Source organism: Nocardia sp. NRRL S-836, from assembly GCF_001279525.1.
In the GTDB taxonomy this organism is placed as follows: domain Bacteria; phylum Actinomycetota; class Actinomycetes; order Mycobacteriales; family Pseudonocardiaceae; genus Lentzea.
Genome location: NZ_LGDY01000093.1, coordinates 54,143 through 75,073, shown reverse-complemented (window position 1 = coordinate 75,073; position 20,931 = coordinate 54,143). Strand labels below are relative to the sequence as shown.

Here is a 20,931-nt window from a genome sequence, read left to right as displayed (position 1 = left end):
CTTGGGGGAGACGGATGGTGTCCGAAGTGCTGCCGTGTTACGTCCTGTGCGACGTCTCGTTCTCGATGGCCGACCACCTCGACGAGGTGAACGCCGGTCTGCGCGAGTTCCGCGGCGCCGTGCACGCGGACCGCACGGCGGTCGCCGAGGTCCGCGTGTGCGTGGTGGCCTTCGCCCGGCAGCCGCGGGTGGTGCAGCCGTTGCGCCCGGCGATCGACGGCGTCGAGGTCGTTCACGCCCGCCAGGAATCGGGCACGGACTTCGGTGCCGCGTTCACCCTCATGCGCACCAGGATCGACCGTGATGTGAAAGTGTTGAAAGCGCAACGCATTCGCGTCCGTCGCCCGGTGTTGTTCTTCATCTCCGACGGAAGAGCCACCGACACCGTGTGGGAGATCGCGCTTTCCGGCCTCACGACCTCGGACAACTGCCCCGAGATGATCGTTTTCGGGGTCGGTGCCGTCGACGTGCCCGCGCTGGACCGCATCGGCGTCACGCGGGTGTTCCTCGCCCGCGACGGCGTCCGACTGGGTATCGCGCTGGCCGCGTCGGTGCTGCGTCCAGAACATCACTGATCAATCCACGGCGTGTCCACTTCCCGTCCACGCCCCCGCCGCACGCTGCGCCGCACACGAGCACACGAAGGGGGAGAGGCGGCGATGACGACGCACAGGAACCTGGTCCGCGAGCTGAAGAGGGTGCGCAAGGGGCGTGGCGTGCACGCGGCGGGGATCGACGAGAAGATCGGCCCGACACTGCGGGCCGCGTGCGGCATCACCCGGTCCGACGGCGCGCTCACGGCGCGGCAGAAGCTGATCACCCGGCTGACCGAGCTGGTCGAGCAGCTGCCCGACGACCTGCAGCTCGCCACGCGGGCGGCGTTCGCGCTGACCCCGGAGACCCGGCTGCCGCTGTACCAGGACCGGGTGCTCGCGGTCGCCGCCGAGGTCGACCGCGACGCGCGCACCGTGCGCCGCCGCGTCGACGAGGCCGTCGACCAGCTGGCCGAGCTGGCCGCCACGACCACGCGCCGCGACACCGGCGGCTGGCACCTCGCCGAGCTGACCGTCTCGGTCACGCTCGACAACGGCCCGGCCGAGGTCGTGGAACGCCACCGGCTCGTGGTCGACGCCGACCACGTCGACGAGGTCGAGTTCACCGCGCTGTTCGCGGTGCCGCGCAGGGACGTCCGGCTGCTGCACGGGGGCACGTTGCAGGACCACGGCGTCGTCACGCACGACCGCCCCGGCTTCACGCTCGTGCCCGCGGAGCCGTTGCCGCGCGGGGAGACGTTCGAGTTCACGGTGCGCTACCAGCTCGACCGCGACGCGTTGCCGCCCGAGCTGCTGCACGTGCCGGAACGCCCGTGCGAGCAGTTCGACCTGCGGGTGCGCTTCGGCACCGACCACAAGCCGCAGGTGCAGCGGTTCGACGGCGCCTACCGCCGCGACCCGGCCGGGCTGCCGTTCCCGGTGGACCGCGCGGGTGAGGTGCACCTGCGCTTCCGGCGGCTGCTGCCCGGCCTGATCTACGGCGTGCGCTGGGAGAACGTGCCGCGGCGCGGTGCGTACCACTCGGCACCGGCCGGCTCGCCCGCCATGTTCCACGCCCACGACGCGGTCGGCGTGATGCGGCAGTAGCAGCCCGGCCCCGCCAGACCCACGCGGGCGAGCGGCTGGGAACGCAGGTGGGCGATCTCCTCGTCGGTGGACAGGGGTCCGCTGGTTCGACAGGTGCTACGCGGTGGGCGGCGGGCCGGGCGGGGGGTTCACGAGGTAGACGTTGTGCCGCGGCGGCGTCTGCTGCGGCGTCGGCGGCTGCTGCCCGCGGCGGGGTGAGCCGTGGGACCGCAGCCCGACCAGGACGAGCCAACCGGAGAGGACCAGCAGGACCACCACCGCGGCCACGGTCAGCCACGTCATGATCGTGCGGTTCACTTCGGCGTCGTCGTCGGGCTTCTCGGTGACCTGCCGGTCGCCGAACGCCTGCTGCAGCTGCTCGGCGCTGTAGACCTCGCTGGTGCCGTTGAGCGTCACCGACAGGTGGTCGACGTGCTGCGGGTAGGCGTCCCAGACGACCTCGGCGAGCTGCTCGGTCGTCCTCGTCCGGTCGGCGGAGCTCGCGGTGACCTCGAAGTGGTCGATTTCGCCGCTGATGCTGTGGTAGCTCGACAAGGTGGTGTAGCCCGCTTCGGCGAGCCGGAAGTGCAGCGTCGTCTGGTCGTTGAGCATGTCGCAGCCCGTCAGCGCGAGGCACAGCAGCAGGAGCAGACCGAGACGTCTCATGCTCCCGAGGCCAGGGCGGAGGGCCGCCTCCCGTCCGGGAAACGGCCCTCTTCGCGGACGGTCGGATCGACCGCAGGTTCCAGCGCTCCGGTTCCCCTCGGAAAAGCGCGGGACAACGGCGGCGGATCTGTGCTGCACTCGCGCGTGTCCCCGCGCTGTCGTGGCAGTGGGACAAGGGGAAGGTGCTACGCGTGCCGACATCGCAGGGACTGGAGATCGGGTGAGACCGCTGGTCCTGATCGACGTCGACGGCCCGCTCAACCCGTGGGCGGCCCACCCCAAGCCGCCCGGCTACCGGCCGTTCGACATCAAGGTCGGCTGGTGGCGCAAGCTGCGCATCCACCTCGACCCCGCCCACGGCGCCCAGCTCAGGCAGCTCGCGGAGGACACCGGCGCGGAGCTCGCCTGGGCCACCACCTGGTCCCACCGGGCGAACACCGAGATCGGGCCCCGGCTCGGCCTGCCCACCCTCGAGGTGCTGGAGTTCGCTGACGAAACCGGCTGGAAGTACCCCGCGGTGGCGCGCTACGCGTGGGAACGGCCGCTCGTCTGGTTCGACGACGACTTCGCCCTGCAACGGGAGCGGAACCGGGACTTCGTCCACAAGCGACGGCACGTGACCACCGCGCTCATCCACGTCGACCCGGCTACCGGGATCACCGGACAGCACCTGGACGAGGCACGGAAAGCATTCAGCCGCAACCCGTGGTGCACCGGGAATTCACCGTTGGAGTCGAGAAGGTCTCAACCGGCGCGCCTGGCTTGACAACGAAAGCATCCCGCGCGAATCCTCCGCTCGTGCTGAAGCGACGGAACGTCACGACGAAGTTGATCGGCGTCGGCGCGTTGGTGCTGGCGGTGGCCGCCTGTGGCGCCCCGCCCGCCAAGGAGACGCAGACCGGGGCCGCGGGCACCGCGAAGTCCGCGAGTGAGCTCGGCGGCGTGGACAAGCTGGTCGAGGCCGCGAAGAAGGAGGGCAAGCTCAACGTCATCGCGCTGCCCCCGGACTGGGCGAACTACGGCGAGATCATCAAGGCCTTCGAGGCCAAGTACGGCGTCAAGGTCGACTCCGCGCAGCCCGACGCGTCGAGCCAGGACGAGATCAACGCCGCCAAGCAGCTCAAGGGCAACGACCGCGCGCCGGACGTGTTCGACCTCGGGCTCAACGTGGCGCTCGCCAACAAGGACCTGTTCGCGCCCTACAAGGTCAGCACCTGGGACGACATCCCCGCTGAGCTCAAGGACGCCGACGGCCTGTACTACGGCGACTACGGCGGCTTCATGTCGATCGGCTACGACGCCGCGAAGGTGCCGGCGCCCGCGAGCGTGAAGGACCTGCTCAAGCCCGAGTACAAGGGCAAGGTCGCGCTCAACGGCGACCCGACGCAGGCCGGTGCCGCGTTCGCCGGTGTCGTGATGGCCGCGCTGGGCAACGGCGGTTCCGCCGACGACATCGCGCCCGGTGTCGAGTTCTTCAAGCAGCTCAAGCAGGCCGGCAACTTCCAGCCGGTCGACCCGTCGCCCGCGACGATCGAGTCCGGTCAGACGCCGGTCGTCATCGACTGGGACTACACCAACGCCGCCCAGACCGAGAAGCTCAAGGGCAAGCTCGACTGGAAGGTCGTCGTCCCGGCCGAGGCGCAGATCGGCGGCTACTACAACCAGGCCATCAGCAAGGACGCGCCGCACCCCGCGGCCGCGCGCCTGTGGCAGGAGTTCCTCTACTCCGACGAGGGCCAGAACCTGTACCTGAAGGGCATGTCCCGCCCGGTGCGCCTGGAGAAGATGGGCGACAAGGCGGACAAGGCGGCGAAGGACAAGCTGCCCAAGACCGACGGCAAGCAGGTGTTCCAGACGCAGGCGCAGGCCGACAAGGCCAAGGCGGTGCTCACGGCGACCTGGGCGCAGGCCATCGGATGACCGCTGTCGCTCCCGTGGCGACGACGCCCGGCGGCTCTACCCCGAACAGGGGCGGGGCCGCCGGGCGGCCGTCCGCGGCCGCGTGGCTCGTCGCGGTGCCGTTCCTGGCGTTCGTCGGCGTCTTCCTCGTCTACCCGACGGTCCTCGTGCTCGCCGGGGCGTTCCAGGACGCCAACGGCGCGTTCACGCTGGACAACCTCACGAACCTGTTCAAGGGCGTCTACCTCGACGCGTTCGTGCGCAGCATCGAGCTGTCCGCGCTCACCGCGGTCATCGGCGCCGTCTTCGGCGCGCTGCTCACGTGGGCGGTCGCGGTCGGCGAGCAGGAGGGCATGGTCCGCCGCGTGGTCGTGGCCGCGTCGGGGGTGCTCGCGCAGTTCGGTGGCGTGCCGCTGGCGTTCGCGTTCCTCGCGACCGTCGGCTTCGAGGGCCTGGTCACGAAGTTCCTCCGCGACAACGCGGGCATCGACCTGTTCGCCGGCAGCGCGTGGCTGTTCGAGCTGCCCGGCCTCACGCTCGTCTACACGTTCTTCCAGATCCCGCTGATGGTCATCGTGTTCCTGCCCGCGCTCGACGGCCTGCGCCCGCAGTGGCGGGAGGCCAACGCGAGCCTCGGCGGCACGAGCTGGACCTACTGGCGCCACGTCGGTGGCCCGATCCTCACGCCGCCGTTCCTCGGCGCGCTGCTGTTGTTGTTCGCCAACGCCTTCAGCGCCTACGCGACGGCGGCGGCGCTCGTCTCGCAGGGCAGCCCGATCGTGCCGCTGCAGATCCGCGGGTTCCTCACCGGCGAGGTCGTGCTCGGCCAGGAGAACCTCGGCAAGGCGCTCGGCCTGGGCATGGTGGTCGTCGTCAGCATCGCGATGGGCGTGAACGTGCTGCTCCAGCGGAGGGTGGCGAAGTGGGTTCGCTAGGCAAGCAGCGCGTCCTGCGCTCGGTCGTCCTGCTGGTCCTCGGTGTCTACTTCGTCCTGCCGCTGATCGCGATGGCGGAGTTCTCCACGCGCGGCAGGGGCGGCAGCCGCAGCCTCGAGTCGTGGACGTCCATCGTCGACGACGAGGGCCTGATGGAGGCGCTCGTCAACTCGCTGCTGCTGTCGGTCACCAGCGCGGTGCTGATGCTGGTGCTGCTCGTGCCGACGATGGCGTGGATCCGGTTGCGGCTCCCACGGCTGCAGCGGCTGGTGGAGTTCCTCTGCCTGCTGCCGCTCGCGATCCCCGCGATCGTGCTGGTGGTCGGCATGGCGCCGCTCTACGCGTGGGTGAACTACTTCCTCGGCGACTCGCCGCTCACGCTGACCTTCGCCTACACGGTCCTGGTGCTGCCGTTCGCCTACCGCGCGATCGACGCCGGTCTGAGCGCCATCGACCTCAAGACGCTCGCCGAAGCCGCGCGCAGCCTCGGGGCGTCGTGGCTCACGGTGCTGTGGAAGGTCGTCGTGCCGAACATCCGCGTCGCGCTGATCGGTGCGTCGCTGCTCTCGGTGGCGTTGGTGCTCGGCGAGTTCACCATCGCGTCGCTGCTCAACTTCGACACGCTGCAGGTGCAGGTCAACCTGCTCGGCAAGCGCAACGCCGGTGTGTCCATCGCGGTGTCGCTGCTCTGCCTGATCTTCGCGTTCGTCCTGCTGTTCGCACTTTCCTACGTCGGCCAGCGGCGGCGTCAGACCGTTGCCGAAGAAGAAGTTTCGCCGGGGAGCAACTGAGACAATGGGTCACCTGGAACTCAAGGGACTGCGCAAGTCCTTCGGCGGCAACACCGCGCTGGACGGTCTCGACCTCGAACTGGCCGAGGGCGAGCTGGTGTCGCTGCTCGGCCCGTCCGGCTGCGGCAAGACGACGGCGCTGCGGATCGTCGCGGGCTTCGAGACCGCCGACTCCGGCACGGTCACGGTGGGCGGCAAGGACATCACGGGGGTCCCGGCCAACAAGCGGGACATGGGCATGGTCTTCCAGGCCTACAGCCTGTTCCCGAACATGACCGCCGCCCAGAACGTCGCGTTCGGACTGAAGCTGCGCAAGGCCGACGTGAAGCGCACCGGCGAGCTGCTGGAGCTGGTGGGGCTCAGCCACCTCGGCGGCCGCTACCCGCACCAGATGTCCGGCGGCCAGCAGCAACGGGTCGCGCTCGCCCGCGCCCTCGCGATCCAGCCGCGCGTGCTGCTGCTGGACGAGCCGCTGTCCGCGCTCGACGCCAAGGTCCGCGTGAACCTGCGCGACGAGATCCGGCGCATCCAGACCGAGCTCGGCATGACGACGCTGTTCGTCACGCACGACCAGGAGGAGGCGCTCGCCGTCTCCGACCGCGTCGGCGTGATGTCGCACGGCCGGCTGGAACAGCTCGACACGCCGTCGGTGGTGTACCGGCAGCCCGCGACGGCGTTCGTGGCGCAGTTCGTCGGCGTCACGAACAGCGTGCTCGCCAAGGCGGAGGGGCAGACCGTCGTCGTCAACGGCGTCACGGTGCCCGCGACCCACGACCAGCCCTCCGGCAGCGACGTCCGCGTCATCGTGCGGCCGGAGGACATCGGTGTCTCCGCGCACAGCGGCGACGCCGATGGCAAGATCGTCGGCGACGTGCTGACCCAGTCGTTCCTCGGCCCGGTCACCCGGATCTCGGTCCGGGTGGGCGAGCAGGTCCTGCGGGTCGACCAGCCGTCCAACTCCGCGGCGGCGTTCCAGCCGGGCACGCGGGTCGCCCTCGACCTCAGCGAATCAAGGATCATGGTGGTACCGGGATGATCAGAAAGCTCCTCGCGCGCGACACGGCGGAGGCCCACCGGGTCGCGACGCCGCTGGAGCTGCTGTTCGACCTGAGCTTCGTGGTGGCGGTCGCCCAGGCCGCCGCCTCGCTGCACCACGCCGTGTCCGAGAACCACGCCGGCGCCGGCGTGGTGGCGTTCTGCATGGCGTTCTTCGCACTCTGGCTGCCGTGGCTGAACTTCACCTGGTTCGCCAGCGCGTTCGACAACGACGACACGCTGTACCGGGTCATCACGATGGTGCAGATCGCGGGCGTGCTCGTGGTCGCGTCGGGCATCCCGGCCGTCTTCGAACGCCAGGACTACCGGATCGTCGTCGGTGGCTACGTCGTCATCCGGCTCGCGATGGTCGCGCACTGGCTGCGGGCCTCGCGCGACAACCCGGAGCACCGCCGCTGCACCCGCCGCTACGCCGGTGGCATCGCGTTCATGCAGGTGCTGTGGCTGCTGTGGGTCCTCGTCGCGCCACCAGGCGCGCAGTTGCCACTGTGGGTCGTCTTCATGCTCGGCGAGCTGCTGGTGCCGCTCTGGGCGGAACGCGAGTCGGCCACGACGTGGCACCCGCACCACATCGCGGAACGGCACGGCCTGTTCACGCTGATCGTGCTCGGCGAGTCGATCCTGGCGGCGACGCTCGCGTTCCAGAAGGGCTTCGACAGCGGCGTCAACCTGATCTCGCTCGCCGCGGCCTCGCTGGTCATCGTGTTCTCGGTCTGGTGGATCTACTTCGAGTCGCCGACCCACCTGCACAACCAGCGGAAGGCGTTCCTCTGGGGCTACGCGCACCTGTTCGTGCTCGGCTCGATCGCCGCGCTCGGCGCCGGTCTCGCCGCCTCGGTGGACTACGACCTGCACCTCTCACACGCACCGGGCACGACGGTCGCCGCGTTCACCACGGTGCCGCTGGCGGTGTTCTTCCTCTGCGTCTGGTACGTGCAGGACTGCCCCGGCGAGACGGGGGTGCGCAAGTACCTGCTGCCGCTCGGGTCGGTCGCGGTGCTGGCGGCGACGTTCGGGCCGGCGCCGATCCACGTGACCGCGGGCATCGCGCTGCTGCTCGTCGTGGCGACCCGGTGGGAGGCCGGTCAGCGCGCCGTGGCGTAGTCCCGCGCGTGCGCTCGTCGTCCACACGCGTGTGGTGCATGATCGTCGCCATGACCGGTGTTCGTGAACTGCGCCTGGTCGTCACCGCCGACGACTACGACGACGCCCTGCGCTTCTACCGCGACGTGCTGGGCCTGCCGGAACGGGCGGCGTTCAGCTCGGACGGCGGGCGGGTGACGATCCTCGACGCCGGTCGGGCCACGCTGGAGATCGCCGACCCGCCGCACGCCGAGTTCATCGACCGGGTCGAGGTGGGGCAGCGGGTGGCGGGCCGGATCCGGGTCGCGTTCGAGGTGGACGACTCCGAACGGGCGACGCGCACGCTCGAAGCGGCAGGGGCGCGGGTGATCGCGGAACCGACGCGCACACCGTGGAACTCGCTCAACGCCAGGCTGGCGGCACCGGCCGGGTTGCAGCTGACCCTGTTCACCGAGCTGGGCGGCGAGTGACCGAGGTGACGATCTCCGCCGCGGGCTACCGCGACCTCGCCAACCGCGACGTCCTCACCACCGCCGTCGTCACGGTCGCCGCGAAGTTACCGATGTCGATGACGCCGCTGATGATGGTGTTCCTGACCAGGAGCCTGCCCGGCGGCTACGTGCTCGCGGCGTCGCTGACCGCCGTCTACGTGCTCGGCGAGGTCCTCGGCGCCGGGGTGCTGGGGCTGCTGCTCGACCCGTCGCGGATGCGCGGGCAGCTCAGCGCCGGGCTGCTCGTCGGCGCCGGTGCGTTCACGACGCTGGCGCTCACGAGCAACGTGACGGTGATGGTGGTCGCGGCGTTCGTCGCGGGCGCAGGGCCGTCGACGACACCGGGCGGGCTGCGGGCGATGCTGCTCGGGCTCGTGCCGGACGCGCTGGTGCCCAAGGCGATGGGCTTCGACGCCCTGATCACGCAGGTGGTGTGGGCGGTGGCACCCGCGCTGGTCACGGTGCTGGCGCTCAGCGTCGACCGCCGCGCGCCCGTGGTCGTGTCGGTGAGCCTCATCGTCGTCGCGGCGTGGCTGGTGTTCATCCTGCCGCGCGGGCACGTGACGTCCCGGTCGGGCACGGCGAAGGTCCGCGTGGTGGCGTCGGCGTGGCCGATCTACCTGGTGAGCGCGGCGGCACTGGCGCAGCTCGCGGTCGCGGAGCTGGTGCTGCCCGCGCTGCTGGAGCACCGGGGGATCGGCGTCGGCTGGACCGGGCCGCTGCTGACCGGGTTCGCGGCGTGCAGCGCGCTGGGCGCGGTGCTCTACGGGCTGCGGCCGTGGCCGGGATCCCTGCGCGCGCAGGGGCTCGTGCTGCTGGTCGTCACGGCGACGTGCGTCGGCGCGGCGGCGTTGTTCCCGAACCTGCCCGGCATCGCGGGCGCGTTGCTCGCCGCGGGGCTCTTCCAGTCCGGCGTGCTGGTGACCCGCAGCCTCGCGTTGCGCGAACGGCTGCCGGTCGGCGCGCACGCCGCCGGGTTCTCGATGATGTACGCGGTGACCGGCGCCGGCTACGGCCTGACCGCCGTGGTGGCCGCGTGGGCGCTCGACGTCGGCTCGCCGGTGTGGGCGGTGCTCGGCGGTGTCGTCGTCACCCTGGTCCTGACAGCGATCAGCGCGGCTGCCGAACGCCGGCAGCCGCGCTGATCTGAGCTGTTCTGGGACGGGTACGTCTACCCGCGGTAGAAGTTGCCCTGGGTCTGCACGTTGAGCTCGTCCGTGCGGAAGAACTTCGCCGGGAACACGCGCGGGTCACGCATGTCGATCACGTCGAAGCCGCGGCCCATCTCCGAGGAGTAGATGTAGCCGTTGTAGTAGTACGTGGACCACGTGCCGCCGCCCGCCTTGTTCGGCATCGGGCCGCGCTCGAAGAAGCCGATCTCACGCGGCTTGCTCGAGTTGGTGAAGTCCCACACCGAGACGCCGCCCTGGTACCAGGACTGCACCATGATGTCCTTGCCGGGCACGGGGATCAGCGACCCGTTGTGCGCGACGCAGTTCTCCGACTCGCCCTGCATGCGGGGGATCTTGAAGTAGGACCGGAAGACCAGCTTGCGGTCCTTGCCCTTGCCCACGATGTCGTAGATGCCGTTGGCACCGCGGTTCGGGCCGATCTTCTCGTTGCAGGTCGCGGCGCCGCCGCCACCGAGCTCGTCGGTGAAGACGACCTTGGTGCCGCTGTTGTTGAAGGTGGCCGAGTGCCAGAACGCGAAGTGCGCGTCGTCCTGCACCCGGTGGATCTCCTTCAGGTTCTCCCGGTCGGAGATGTCCCACAGCACGCCGTCACCCATGCACGCGCCGGCCGCGAGGTCCATCTGCGGGTAGACGGTGATGTCGTGGCAGCCGGTGGTGGCCGAGGTGTAACCGGTCTCGACGGTGCCCGGCACGCCCGGGTTGCCGCCGTCCGGGAACAGCACCGGCGCCTTGAGCAGGGCCGCGGCGGCCGGGTTCTTGACCGGCACCTTCACGATCGAGATGAGGTCGTGCGGCGGCTGGCAGTCCGGGAACGTCACGTTGGGGGAGTAGGACGAGACGTAGAGGTACACGTCCTTCTTGTTCTTGCTCGGCACCATCGTGTGGGTGTGCGAACCACACGCGGTCTCGACGGCGGCGACGTAGCGCGGAGAGCTCTTGTCGCTGATGTCGAAGACCTTGATGCCCTCCCACGACGACTTCTCGGTCGCCGGCTGGGCGACGCTGTTGCACGAGTTGTCGTTGCGCGACGAGTCGGTCGACAGGAACAGCAGGTTCCCGTACACCGAGATGTCGTTCTGCGAGCCGGGGCAGAGCACCTGGCTCTTGATCGTGGGCTTGCGCGGGTTGCGGATGTCGTAGATGACGAAGCCGCTGTAGTTGCCGACGAACGCGTAGTTGTCCTGGAACGCGATGTCGGTGTACGTGGAGGCCGAGTTGTCGAACGGAGCCTGCTTGGGCAGGTTCGCCAGCAACACCATGTTGCGGCTCCGGCTGATCTCGTTCTCGCCGGGAATGCCGTCGACCGCTTCCGCCTGCGCCTCGAGCTGGGCCTGCGACAGCCCTGCCCCGTCGGCAGGAAGGTCGGGCTCGGCCAGGGCGGGTGCCGTCAACGTGGACAGCGTGAGCGCCAGCGCCCCCAGAACCGCCATCGGCGCCCTGCGCCGAACGGTCGTTGCGCGTGAAGTCACAGCTGTGCCCCCTCTCACTCCGGGTTGGTGAGGGGGAGTATCACCCGTTCGCCTTGCTAAAGGCCAGCGTCTTTCGGAGGGTTCTGCGCTTCTGTCCGGGTTGGGGGACGGGGTGGACACACCGTCGACCACGTGTTCGACCGCTGGGCTTCCGCCCGACTTGTATTGTCCGGGGCATGCGTTCTGGGGTTCTGGTCATCGCCGCGACGGTCGCCCTGCTGGCGGGCTGCTCGTCCGCACCCGAAGCCGCGCCGGTCATCGCGCCGGACACGCCGGGTGGTTCCGCTCCCACGCTGGCGCCCTCGCAGGTCAGCGGTGTCATCCCGGCTCCGCCCAACGACGCCGACCGCAGGTACGTGGCCATGATGATCGGCCACCACGAGCAGGCCCTCGCCATGACCCGCTTCGCCCCCGACCGCGCCGAGAACGCGACGGTGAAGGGCCTGGCCGACCGCATCCGCTTCTCGCAGGAACCCGAGATCGGCGCCATGAAGCAGTGGCAGCGCGCCAACGGCGAGGCCGGTACCCACCAGGACCACGGCTCGATGCCGGGCATGGCCACCCAGGAGCAGCTCAACGCGCTCGGTGCGGCCCGCGGCAAGGACTTCGACCGGATGTTCCTGGAGTTGATGATCAAGCACCACGAGGGCGCGCTGCAGATGGCGACCGAGGTGCTCGGCGCCGGGACCAACGTCGCGGTCGAGGAGATGGCCAACGACGTCGTCGCCACCCAGACGGACGAGATCAACCGGATGAAGGCGTTGCTGCCCACCCTGTGAGACGTCGGCGGGCCTTCGCGATGCCGGCGTGGCCGAGGCGTTCGTCGATCTCGACGGCCTGCTCCCACACCTCGCGCGCCTGGGCCGGTGCTCCGGCCGCTAGGTGCGTGTCGCCGAGGTGGTGCAAGGTGTAGGCGGTGCTGTCGAGGGTGCTCGCCTCGCCGCGCCACACCGCGAGCGCCTCGGCGTAGCGGCCCTGCTCGCGCAACGCGCGGAGGTCGAGCAGGTCGGAGCCGGTGACCCGGAGCAGGTAGCCGGTCGGGTGGGTGTGGATGCGCCGACCGGTCCCGGCACCTTGCGCAACCGGCTGATCGCCGTCCGGACGGCCCGCGGGTCGCCGAGCCCGTGCAACGGCACGACCTCCTTCGCACGGGCGAGCAGCGTGGCGAGGAGGGTGCGGTTGCGGCCCTCCGGAACGTCGACCGGGTGCCCGTCCAGCTCCACGCGGAGCGGTCCGAGCACCCGGAAGCGCACGTCTTCCCCCATGCCGGGGCAGTATTGCCTACCGTTCGGCGCGCTGCTGCGGCAACACGAGGTCCTCGGCGTGCTGGAAGGTCTCGACGGCGTTGCCCGTCACGTGCCGGGCGATGCCGCGGTTGCGCTTGTGCGCCTCGCGGAACGAGTCGGAGGCGACCCAGGCGCGGAAGTGCTCCTCGGACTCGAACTCGTTGACCGACACGTACGGCTGGTCCTCGCGGGTCGGCTTGAGCAGCGTGCTGCGCAGCAGACCGGGAACCCCCGGCAGGAACGTCCGCATGTTGCTGCGGAAGTGGGCCTCGAACTCCTCCGCCCTCTCGGCGGGCACGAACAGGCGGTTCGTCGCGATGAACATGCGGGGCCCTCCTTGATTCCGACGCACTGTCGGGAAGTATTCCTACTGCCCGTCGGGAAAGCAAGCGCGCTAGGATTCGGCCGTGCCGAGGATCAGCGCCGACACGGTGGCCGAGCACCGCGCCAACCGGTTGCGCGCCCTGCTGGACGCGGGGCGCGAGATCGTGGCGTCCGAGGGCGCGGAGGCGCTGACGCTCGCGGCGCTGGCCAGGCGGGTGGGCCTGTCGCGGCCGAGCCTCTACGAGTACTTCCGCTCGCGGGAGGAGTTGGTCGCCGCGATCGTGTCCGACGCGCTGCCCGAGTGGGCGGACAAGCTCGACGACGCGGTCAGCAACGCCGCCACGGTGCCGGAGAAGATCGAGGCGTACGTGCGGACCGAGCTCGCGATCATCACCGACGGCAGCCACGGCGCGGTCGTGGCGTTGTCCGCGCACGCGTTGCCGGACGCCGCGCGGGAGCAGATCAGGGCCGAGCACGAACGCCTGCTGGCGCCGCTCGTGTCGGTGTTCAAGACCGCCGGGGTGCAACGCGCGCAGCTGCGGGCGATGCTCGTGCACGCCATGGTCGAGGCCTCGTCGCGCATGATCACGCCGGGGCGGACCGAGCACAACGAGGCGGTCATCCAGACGTTGCTCGACCAGGCGGTGCACGGGCTGCACCAGCCGCTCAGCTGAACCGCAGCACCTCGCCGTCGCGGACGAGCTCGCCGCGGTGCTCCGGCCTGACCGGGCCGAGGGCGAGGTCGAGCAGCGGCACGGCGGCCCGGTCCGGGGTGGGGGCGGTGCTGACGTCCCACCACAGCGCGGACGAGGGCGTGTTCATCATCCCGGGGCAGGCGGCGGCGATCAGGATGCCGCGGGCCGTGTCGGACTCACGGCGCTGGCGTGCGAGCACGCGGACGGCGGCGACCTGGCCGATCTTGGAGGGGATGTTGACGAACGCGGGCCACGCGCCGAACCGGCCCGCCTTCATGTCGTCACGCCACCGCGCGATCTCCGCGTCGATCTCGTCCAGTGTGGAGGGTTCGGTGAACCGCCGGTGGAGCACGGGGGCGAGGTGGTGCAGCGTTCCCAGCGAGCTGGCGACGACGATCAGGCGGCCGTTGTCGTTCAGCAGTGGCGCGAAGGCGGTCAGCAGCCTCGTGGTGCCGAAGTTGTTGACCCGGGTGTAGTCGTCGATGATCGCGCGCGGGTCGTCGTCGGGGCCGATGCGCATGACGGCGTTGCCGAAGACGACGTCGACGCCGCCGTGGCGCTGCCGCAGCAGCTCGGCGAAGCGGTCGACGGGACCGGCCACGTCGAGCACCTCGCCCCGCACCCGCGCGCCGCCCGCCGGCATGGTCTCGGCGGCGGCGGCGACCCGGCCCGCGTCACGGCCGGTGAGGTAGACGGTGTCCCGCGGGGTGAGGCGCCGGGCGAGCCCCTCCGCGAGCGCGAGGCCGAGGCCCTGGGTGGCGCCGGTGATGAGAGCGATCATGTCTGTGCCTTTGCCGTGCCGCTGAACCGGGTGCTGATCACGTCGTCGACGCTAGGCACGCCGTGGCCATGCGGGTAGCGAAAGTTCCTCAACCGGGGTATGCGTACACCTCATGACCTTCACGGATGCGTCACTGGTCGCGCTGCGGGTGTTCCGCGAGGTGGCGGAGCGCGGCACGCTCACGGCGGCGGCCGGTGCGCTCGGGTACACGCAGTCCGCGGTGTCGCGGCAGATCGCGTCGCTGGAACGGGCGGCGGGCGTGCCGTTGCTCGAACGGCGCCACGACGGCGTGCGGCTCACGGCGGCCGGTCGGCTCGTGCTGCGGCGGGCCGCGGTGGCGGTGGACCAGGTCGACGCGGCGGCGCGGGAGCTGGCCGGGCTGCCCGAACAGGACGAGAGCACCGTGCGGCTCGGCTGGTTCGCGACGGCCGGGGCATGGCTGGTGCCGCGGGCGTTGTCGGAGCTGGGGCGGACACATCCGTCGATCACCGTCGTCACGCGCGAGGGCAGCACACCGGCGTTGGTGCGCGCGCTGCGTGCGGGCACGTTGGACGTCGCGTTGATCGCGTCCACACCGCCGTTCCGCGCGCCCGACGACGAGACGCCCGCGCTGGCGTTCGACACGCTCGCCGAACGCAGCCTGCGCGTCGCCCTGCCTTCGACGCACCCGTTGGCGCGCAACGACTTTCTCGACTTCGCCGAGCTGAGCGGGCAGCGCTGGATCTCCGGTCCCGGCGACCCGCTGGTGATGGGCGTGTGGCCGGGGCTGCCCGAACGGCCGGTCGTCGCGCACACCGCCCGTGACTGGCTGGCGAAGCTCCAGCTGGTGGCGGCCGGGCACGGCATCACCACCGTGCCGGCCTCGCTCGCCGCGGTGGTACCGGCCGGGGTGCGGGTGCTGCCGGTGCGCGGCGGGCCGTCGGAGCGGCGCCGGGTCCTGCTCGCCCGGCTGCCGGGCCCGGTGCCGGAACCGGTCGCGCGGGTCGCCGCCGCCCTGCGCGCCGTCCTGGTGACTGAGTGACGGCATCAACCGATCGGTGGATGCCGGTCCCGCTGCTCGTTCGATGATCTCCGCGCGCGGTTCGCCGAGTCTTGTCGCATGGCAATCATCGAAGTGCACGACATCGGCAAGAGGTACGGGCCGAAGATCGCGGTCGACTCGGTGTCGTTCTCGGTGGCCGAGGGGGAGATCTTCGGAGTGCTCGGGCCGAACGGCGCGGGCAAGACGACGACGGTCGAGTGCGTGGCCGGGCTGCGGACGCCCGACCGGGGGAGCGTGTCCGTGCTCGGGCGTGCGCCGGCCGAGTCGCGTGCCGCGATCGGCGTGCAGCTGCAGGCCTCCGAGCTGCCGGAACGGATGCGCGTCGGGGAGGCGCTGAAGCTGTTCTCCTCGTTCTACCCGAAGCCGGTCGACTGGTCGGAGCGGCTCGGGCTGACCGAGCACCTGAGCGCGGAGTACGGGCGGCTGTCCGGCGGCTTGAAGCAGCGGCTGTCGATCGCGCTGGCGCTGGTCGGGGGACCGCGCGTGGCGATCCTCGACGAGCTGACCACCGGGCTCGACCCGCAGGCGCGGCGCGACACGTGGTCGGTGATCGAGGACGTGCGCGCGGCCGGCGTGACGATCCTGCTGGTCACGCACTTCATGGAGGAGGCGGAGCGGCTGTGCGACCGCGTCGCCGTGATCCGCGGCGGACGGGTGGTGGCACTGGACACCCCGGCCGGACTCGTGTCGCGTGTGGACGGTTCGACGCGGGTGCGGTTCGTGCCGTCCGCGCCGATCGACCTGGACGCGCTGCTGGCGTTGCCGGACGTCGCCGGGGTGGACCTCGTGGGGGAGCAGGTCGTGGTCACCGGTGGCGAGAACGTGCTCGCCTCGGTGACGTCATCGCTGGCGCGCAAGCAGATCGTCGCGCGGCAGCTGCGGGTGGATCAGGTGTCGCTGGACGACGCCTACGTGGAGCTGACCGGGGGTCGTGATGGTGCGGATCGTTGAGGTCGAGGCGCGGTTGTTCCTGCGGGACCGGCTGAACTCGTTGTTCGCGGTGGTGTTCCCGTCGCTGCTGCTGCTCGTGCTGGGGGCGGTTCCCGGTCTGCGGACGCCCGCCCCTGAGTTCGGCGGGGTCCGGTTCATCGACGCGTACATGTCGTCGTTGGTCGTGTTCACGTTGGCGTTCATCGGGTTGCAGCGCGTTCCCACGGTCGTGGCGACCTATCGGGAGAAAGGTGTGCTGCGCCGGCTCGCCACGACGCCGATGCACCCGTCGCGCCTGCTGGCGGGCCAGATGGTCGTGAACCTGTGCGCGGCGATCTTGTCGGTGCTGCTCACTATCCTGGTGGGGTACGTGGTGTTCGGCGTCGACCTGCCGCACCACCCGCTGGGCCTGGCGGCGGCGGTGGTGCTCGGTGGCGCCGGCACGTTCGCGCTCGGGCTGGTGATCGCCGCACTGGCCCCGAACGCGCGCGCGGCCGGTGGCTGGGCGACGGCGGTGTTCATGCTGCTGATGTTCTTCGGTGGCGTGTACCTGCCGCGGTTCATGCTGCCCTCGGTCGTGCAGGCGATCGGCTCCTACACACCACCCGGTGTGGAGGCGGTGCAACAGGCGTGGCTCGGCAGCGCGCCGGACTGGAGGCATTTGGCGATCATGGGGCTGGTGAGCCTCGTGGCGGGTAGCGTCGCGGCCAAGACGTTCCGCTGGGAGTAGCTCGTGGACCAGGCCGCATTGGACAAGTGGGAGCGCAGGCTCGCCTCTGTCGCACACGCGATCCCGTACTTCGTGCTGACCGTGACGACCGTGCTGTACACGATCTTCACGCAGCAGTCGGCGTCGGAGCGCTGGTTCACGTACGGCGTCGTGGCGTTCGGGTACGCGTGGATGCTGTGGTGGTTCACCCTGCACCCGCAGTGGCGCGGCCGTCCCGAGCGGATGGCCGTGTTCGTGGGCGGCATGGTCGTCTTCTACGCGGTCCTCGGCATGCGCGAACACTGGTTCGGTGCCGTGTCCTACGCGGTGTACATCTACGCGAGCGAGGTGGTGCGCCCGCGCTGGATGTTCCTCGCGACGGCGGCGACGGCCGTGCTGGCGACCATGTCGTTGTTCGGCGGCTACCCGCCCGAGGCGGAACGTCCGGCGTTCTGGCTGCTGCTGCTCGTCTTCGTGGTGGTCGCGTGCGTGTTCACGTTCGTCGGGTACGTGACGACCGAGCAGGCCCGCCTGCGCAAGGCGTTGCTGGAGGAGAACTCCGGCCTTCAGGCGCAGCTCCTGGTGCAGGCCCACGAGGCGGGCGTGCAGGACGAGCGCCAGCGCATGGCCGGGGAGATCCACGACACCCTGGCCCAGGACCTGGCCGGCATCATCACGCAGCTGTCCGCCGCCACCCCCGACGACTGGGAACACCGCGTCGCGACCGCCACCGGCCTGGCCCGCTCCGGCCTGGCCGAGGCCCGCCGCTCCGTCCACGCGCTGCGCCCGCCCGCGCTGGACGAGGCCGCCCTGCCCGAGGCACTGGGCGAGGTCGCCTCCGGCTGGACGGCCCTGCACGGCGTCCCCGTGTCGGTGACCCTGACCGGCTCGGCCCGCGTCATGCACCCCGAGGTGGAGGTCGCCCTGCTGCGCACCGCCCAGGAAGCCCTCGCCAACGTCGCGAAGCACGCGTCGGCCTCGCGCGTCGGCCTGACCCTGTCGTACATGGAGGACGTGGTGACCCTGGACGTGCGCGACGACGGCATCGGCTTCGACCTGGCCTCACCGTCCGCTGGCTTCGGCCTGACGGCGATGCGCCACCGCGTGTCCCGGCTGTCCGGGGCGCTCGACGTCGAGTCGGAGCCCGGCGCGGGCACCGCGATCTCGGCGCGGGTGCCCGCGTGACCGGCCGCGCGCGTGGCTGGCCGGGTGGTGGTGTGGGTGGGGGTGGCCGCGGGTTCGGCGGTGGGTGTGACTGGTTGGGTGTCTGCGTGGGTGAGGGTGGCCGCGGGTTCGGCGGTGGGCGTGGCTGGTCGGGTGTCTGTGTGGGTGAGGATGGCCGTGGGTCCGACCGTGGGTGTGCGTGGTCGGGTGCTGGTGTGGGTGGGGGTGACGGCGGGTCTGGTCGTGGGTGTGCGTGGTCGGGTGCGGTTCGGAGCTGGGGTGACGGCGGGTTCGGCAGCGGGTGTGCCTGCTGGGGCGCGAATGCGGGTCGGCTTGCCTGCGCGACCGGCCGCGCGGTCGCCCCTGTCCGTCCACCCCGCCGTGCGGCTTGTGACGTGACCCCGGCGGGGGTATCCGCGTGATCCGCCTCGTGATCGTCGACGACCACCCCGTCGTCCGCGACGGCCTGCGCGGCATGCTCGCCTCGCCGTCGTTCGAGGTCGTCGGCGAGGCGGCTTCAGGGGACGAGGCGGTGGCCGTGGTCGAAGCGCTCTCGCCCGACGTCGTGCTGATGGACCTGCGCATGCCCGGTTCCGACGGGCTGTCCGCCATCGAACGGCTCCGCGACCACCCGGCCCGCATCCTGGTGCTCACCACCTACGACACCGACCGCGACGTCCTGCCCGCCATCAAGGCCGGTGCCACCGGCTACCTGCTCAAGGACACCCCGCGCGACGAGCTGCACCGGGCGATCGTCGCCGCGTCGTCGGGTGAGGCAGTGTTGTCGCCGGCTGTGGCCACGCGGTTGCTGGGGCAGGTGCGCGAGCCGGTCTCGGAGGCGTTGTCGGCGCGGGAGCTGGACGTGCTGGGACTGGTCGCGCGCGGCTCGACGAACCGGGCGGTGGCGGCGGCGTTGTTCATCTCGGAGGCGACGGTGAAGACCCACCTGCTGCACGTCTACGCGAAGCTCGGCGTCTCGGACCGGGCGGCGGCGGTGGCGGTGGCCTACGAACGCGGGCTGCTGCGCGGGCGGGGGCGGTGAAGCCGCTCCACCGGTGAACACAGCGCTGAACGCGCGTGTGCGGGGTTCTGGATTGCGGCGGGTGCCGGGTCTGGGGCGCGCGAGGCGCGAGCGCACGGGTGCCTGGGTCTGGGGCGCGCGAGCGCGAACGCACGGGTGCGGGTCTGGTGAGAAACGTCTGTCGTGTCAGGACGACGCGGATGCCGCGTGCGAGACACACGAGCGCCGCGCTTGGTCGCGCGAGGCGCGGACTGGCGCCAGGTCTGGCGCGAGACGCCTGCCGTGTCGGGACGGCAGCGGAAGCCGAGTGCGGAACGCGCGTGAGGCGCCGTCCCGCGGGGGCCGGGTCTGGATGGTGGTCAGACCCGGTCGGGCAGCGGCGTTGCCGTCCCCCCGCGGCGGGACCACCGAAGTGGTCCCGCCGCTGCGGCAACTCCCCCTTGCCACTCCCTCACCCCTCGTGGTGGAGGAAGGCCCGCCAGTCGCCGAGATACGAGATGTCCTCGATGTCACCCGATCGGAGCAACGCGGGGTCGTCGAGCACTGCGTCGCGCAGGACGGTGGCCAGTGCGGCGCTGCCGTCCTCCAGCTCGATGACGCCGATCTCCAGCTCCGGTGGCTCGGCCGGGACCAGGTGGTCGCGCAGGACCTTCAGCGGCAGGTCGTAGAGCTCACCGACCACCGCCGCCGTGCCCGACTCGTGCATGGCGGGGAACTTGCCCCGCACCGAGAAGTACCGGTACCTCGGGGCACTGCGGGCCCGGCACACCATCGGCGTGCCCTGCAGCTGCGGGTGCAGCGGGCCGCCCCGCATGCCGCCGCCGTTGAGGAAGATCAGGGCCATCGCGCTCCTCGGTGTCGTGGTGGATCGGGGTGGACAGGTCGGACAGGAACGCACCCGTGCCGCCGTGGCGCAGGGCCACCAGCTCGGCGGCGATCGACACGGCGGTCTCGGCGGGGGTGCGGCCGCCCAGGTCGAGGCCGATCGGGGAACGCAGGCGGGCCAGGGCCGCGTCGCTCACGCCCTCCGCACGCAGGCGGTCGAGGCGTTCGGCGTGCGTGCGGCGGGAGCCGAGTGCGCCGACGAACGCCAGCGGCCGCGACAGGGCCTCGGTCAGGACCGGGATGTCGAACTTCGGGTCGTGGGTCAGCACGACGACCGCGGTGCTCTCGTCGGTGCGGGTCGAGGCGAGGTAGCGGTGCGGCCAGTCCACGACGACCTCGTGGGCGGCGGGGAAGCGCTGCGGTGTCGCGAAGATCGGGCGGGCGTCGCACACCGTGACGTGGTAGCCGAGGAACCGGCCGATCTCGGCCACGGCGGCGGCGTGGTCGATGGCGCCGAACACCAGCAGGCGCGGCGGGGGCAGCCAGGTCTCGGTGAACACCCGGCCCGAGGCGGTGAACCGCACCGACACCGGGTGACCGTCCACAGTGGCCCGCAGTGCCGCGCGCAACGACGGGGAGTCGCGCTGCACCAGCACGTCCAGCGACCCGCCGCACGTCAGACCAGCCGAGAACGCCGTGTCGTCGGAGTAGCCGAACGTCGCCAGCACGGGTTCCGCGGTCGACAGCACGGTGCACGCCAGGTCGTAGACCTCGGCCTCCACGCAGCCGCCGGACACGCTGCCGATCACCTCGCCGGACGGGCCGACCGCCAGCGCGGCACCGACCGGGCGGGGTGCGCTGCCCCGCACGGCCACCACCGAGGCGACCGCGAACCGGTCCCACGCCAGCAGGGCCGGTGCCAGGTCACGCATGAGGCCTCCAGTTCCGAGTG

Annotated in this window: 24 protein-coding genes; 17 read left to right on the top strand and 7 right to left on the bottom strand. The window is 71.2% G+C overall.

Annotated elements, in window-relative coordinates; genetic code table 11:
• Nucleotides 1-14: 14 nt before the first annotated feature.
• Complete coding sequence (locus tag ADL03_RS16410) at nucleotides 15-575, top strand: VWA domain-containing protein (protein ID WP_053734328.1); 561 nt, start codon at nucleotides 15-17, stop codon at nucleotides 573-575.
• Nucleotides 576-659: 84 nt separating this feature from the next.
• Nucleotides 660-1,640 (top strand): hypothetical protein, encoded by a 981-nt coding sequence (locus ADL03_RS47095; RefSeq protein WP_053734327.1) that lies wholly within the window; start codon nucleotides 660-662, stop codon nucleotides 1,638-1,640.
• A 96-nt stretch (nucleotides 1,641-1,736) separates the two neighbouring features.
• Here the strand turns inward: ADL03_RS47095 and ADL03_RS16400 are convergent, their stop codons facing one another.
• The gene (locus ADL03_RS16400; RefSeq protein WP_053734326.1) at nucleotides 1,737-2,285 is read right to left on the bottom strand and encodes a hypothetical protein; all 549 of its coding nucleotides are present in this window, start codon (nucleotides 2,283-2,285) and stop codon (nucleotides 1,737-1,739) included.
• A gap of 220 nt (nucleotides 2,286-2,505) precedes the next feature.
• On the opposite strand from ADL03_RS16400, the gene ADL03_RS16395 reads away from it, so the two are divergent.
• Genes ADL03_RS16395 through ADL03_RS16360 form a run of 8 tightly spaced genes read left to right on the top strand, consistent with a single transcriptional unit; the run spans nucleotide 2,506 to nucleotide 9,685 of the window.
• On the top strand, nucleotides 2,506-3,051 hold the full coding sequence (locus ADL03_RS16395; protein ID WP_053734325.1) for an HAD domain-containing protein: 546 nt from the start codon (nucleotides 2,506-2,508) through the stop codon (nucleotides 3,049-3,051).
• Between the two features lie 32 nt (nucleotides 3,052-3,083).
• Entirely contained in the window at nucleotides 3,084-4,205 is a 1,122-nt protein-coding gene (locus ADL03_RS16390) for an extracellular solute-binding protein (RefSeq protein WP_197288375.1), read from the top strand.
• Nucleotides 4,202-5,119 carry an ABC transporter permease subunit gene (locus tag ADL03_RS16385; protein ID WP_053734324.1) on the top strand — a complete coding sequence of 306 codons (918 nt, stop codon included), beginning with the start codon at nucleotides 4,202-4,204 and terminating at the stop codon, nucleotides 5,117-5,119. Before ADL03_RS16390 ends, ADL03_RS16385 begins: the two co-directional genes overlap by 4 nt.
• Nucleotides 5,107-5,910: an ABC transporter permease gene (locus tag ADL03_RS16380; protein ID WP_053734323.1), complete on the top strand. Its 804-nt coding sequence runs from the start codon at nucleotides 5,107-5,109 to the stop codon at nucleotides 5,908-5,910. The genes ADL03_RS16385 and ADL03_RS16380 overlap by 13 nt, the downstream gene beginning before the upstream one ends.
• 4 nt (nucleotides 5,911-5,914) lie before the next feature.
• Nucleotides 5,915-6,946: an ABC transporter ATP-binding protein gene (locus tag ADL03_RS16375; protein WP_053734322.1), complete on the top strand. Its 1,032-nt coding sequence runs from the start codon at nucleotides 5,915-5,917 to the stop codon at nucleotides 6,944-6,946.
• Complete coding sequence (locus ADL03_RS16370; protein WP_053734321.1) at nucleotides 6,943-8,070, top strand: low temperature requirement protein A; 1,128 nt, start codon at nucleotides 6,943-6,945, stop codon at nucleotides 8,068-8,070. Before ADL03_RS16375 ends, ADL03_RS16370 begins: the two co-directional genes overlap by 4 nt.
• Before the next feature lie 50 nt (nucleotides 8,071-8,120).
• Nucleotides 8,121-8,519 carry a VOC family protein gene (locus tag ADL03_RS16365; protein WP_053734405.1) on the top strand — a complete coding sequence of 133 codons (399 nt, stop codon included), beginning with the start codon at nucleotides 8,121-8,123 and terminating at the stop codon, nucleotides 8,517-8,519.
• Nucleotides 8,516-9,685 (top strand): MFS transporter, encoded by a 1,170-nt coding sequence (locus ADL03_RS16360; protein ID WP_231641925.1) that lies wholly within the window; start codon nucleotides 8,516-8,518, stop codon nucleotides 9,683-9,685. Before ADL03_RS16365 ends, ADL03_RS16360 begins: the two co-directional genes overlap by 4 nt.
• 26 nt (nucleotides 9,686-9,711) lie before the next feature.
• Here ADL03_RS16360 and ADL03_RS16355 read toward each other — a convergent pair whose 3' ends face one another.
• Nucleotides 9,712-11,163, bottom strand: coding sequence for an LVIVD repeat-containing protein (locus ADL03_RS16355; protein WP_053734320.1), 1,452 nt, complete (start codon nucleotides 11,161-11,163; stop codon nucleotides 9,712-9,714).
• Nucleotides 11,164-11,378: 215 nt separating this feature from the next.
• Here ADL03_RS16355 and ADL03_RS16350 point away from each other — a divergent pair, with 215 nt between their 5' ends.
• Nucleotides 11,379-11,981 carry a DUF305 domain-containing protein gene (locus ADL03_RS16350; protein ID WP_053734319.1) on the top strand — a complete coding sequence of 201 codons (603 nt, stop codon included), beginning with the start codon at nucleotides 11,379-11,381 and terminating at the stop codon, nucleotides 11,979-11,981.
• Here the strand turns inward: ADL03_RS16350 and ADL03_RS16345 are convergent.
• Nucleotides 11,947-12,189 (bottom strand): tetratricopeptide repeat protein, encoded by a 243-nt coding sequence (locus ADL03_RS16345; RefSeq protein ID WP_053734318.1) that lies wholly within the window; start codon nucleotides 12,187-12,189, stop codon nucleotides 11,947-11,949. The two genes, ADL03_RS16350 and ADL03_RS16345, sit on opposite strands and share 35 nt — an antisense overlap.
• Nucleotides 12,190-12,483: 294 nt before the next feature.
• Nucleotides 12,484-12,813, bottom strand: a complete 330-nt coding sequence (locus tag ADL03_RS16340) for an antibiotic biosynthesis monooxygenase (protein WP_053734317.1) — start codon at nucleotides 12,811-12,813, stop codon at nucleotides 12,484-12,486.
• A gap of 82 nt (nucleotides 12,814-12,895) precedes the next feature.
• Between ADL03_RS16340 and ADL03_RS16335 the strand changes: the two genes are divergently transcribed.
• Nucleotides 12,896-13,486, top strand: coding sequence for a TetR/AcrR family transcriptional regulator (locus ADL03_RS16335; RefSeq protein WP_053734316.1), 591 nt, complete (start codon nucleotides 12,896-12,898; stop codon nucleotides 13,484-13,486).
• Here the strand turns inward: ADL03_RS16335 and ADL03_RS16330 are convergent.
• Nucleotides 13,479-14,288 (bottom strand): SDR family NAD(P)-dependent oxidoreductase, encoded by an 810-nt coding sequence (locus ADL03_RS16330; protein ID WP_053734315.1) that lies wholly within the window; start codon nucleotides 14,286-14,288, stop codon nucleotides 13,479-13,481. The two genes, ADL03_RS16335 and ADL03_RS16330, sit on opposite strands and share 8 nt — an antisense overlap.
• A gap of 112 nt (nucleotides 14,289-14,400) precedes the next feature.
• Here ADL03_RS16330 and ADL03_RS16325 point away from each other — a divergent pair, with 112 nt between their 5' ends.
• From ADL03_RS16325 to ADL03_RS16305, 5 genes are all read left to right on the top strand, one after another.
• Nucleotides 14,401-15,309: a LysR family transcriptional regulator gene (locus ADL03_RS16325; RefSeq protein ID WP_053734314.1), complete on the top strand. Its 909-nt coding sequence runs from the start codon at nucleotides 14,401-14,403 to the stop codon at nucleotides 15,307-15,309.
• Between the two features lie 78 nt (nucleotides 15,310-15,387).
• Nucleotides 15,388-16,281, top strand: coding sequence for an ABC transporter ATP-binding protein (locus tag ADL03_RS16320; protein WP_053734313.1), 894 nt, complete (start codon nucleotides 15,388-15,390; stop codon nucleotides 16,279-16,281).
• A complete protein-coding gene (locus ADL03_RS16315) occupies nucleotides 16,265-16,990 on the top strand; it encodes an ABC transporter permease (protein ID WP_053734312.1) in 726 nt (241 codons plus the stop codon). The genes ADL03_RS16320 and ADL03_RS16315 overlap by 17 nt, the downstream gene beginning before the upstream one ends.
• 3 nt (nucleotides 16,991-16,993) lie before the next feature.
• Nucleotides 16,994-18,154, top strand: a complete 1,161-nt coding sequence (locus ADL03_RS16310; protein WP_053734311.1) for a sensor histidine kinase — start codon at nucleotides 16,994-16,996, stop codon at nucleotides 18,152-18,154.
• A gap of 397 nt (nucleotides 18,155-18,551) precedes the next feature.
• Entirely contained in the window at nucleotides 18,552-19,175 is a 624-nt protein-coding gene (locus tag ADL03_RS16305; protein ID WP_053734310.1) for a response regulator transcription factor, read from the top strand.
• Between the two features lie 430 nt (nucleotides 19,176-19,605).
• Here ADL03_RS16305 and ADL03_RS45460 read toward each other — a convergent pair whose 3' ends face one another.
• Both ADL03_RS45460 and ADL03_RS45455 read right to left on the bottom strand, forming a co-directional pair.
• Entirely contained in the window at nucleotides 19,606-19,860 is a 255-nt protein-coding gene (locus ADL03_RS45460) for a hypothetical protein (protein ID WP_082373195.1), read from the bottom strand.
• A complete protein-coding gene (locus tag ADL03_RS45455; protein ID WP_082373194.1) occupies nucleotides 19,826-20,911 on the bottom strand; it encodes an XdhC family protein in 1,086 nt (361 codons plus the stop codon). Before ADL03_RS45455 ends, ADL03_RS45460 begins: the two co-directional genes overlap by 35 nt.
• Between the last annotated feature and the right edge of the window lie 20 nt (nucleotides 20,912-20,931).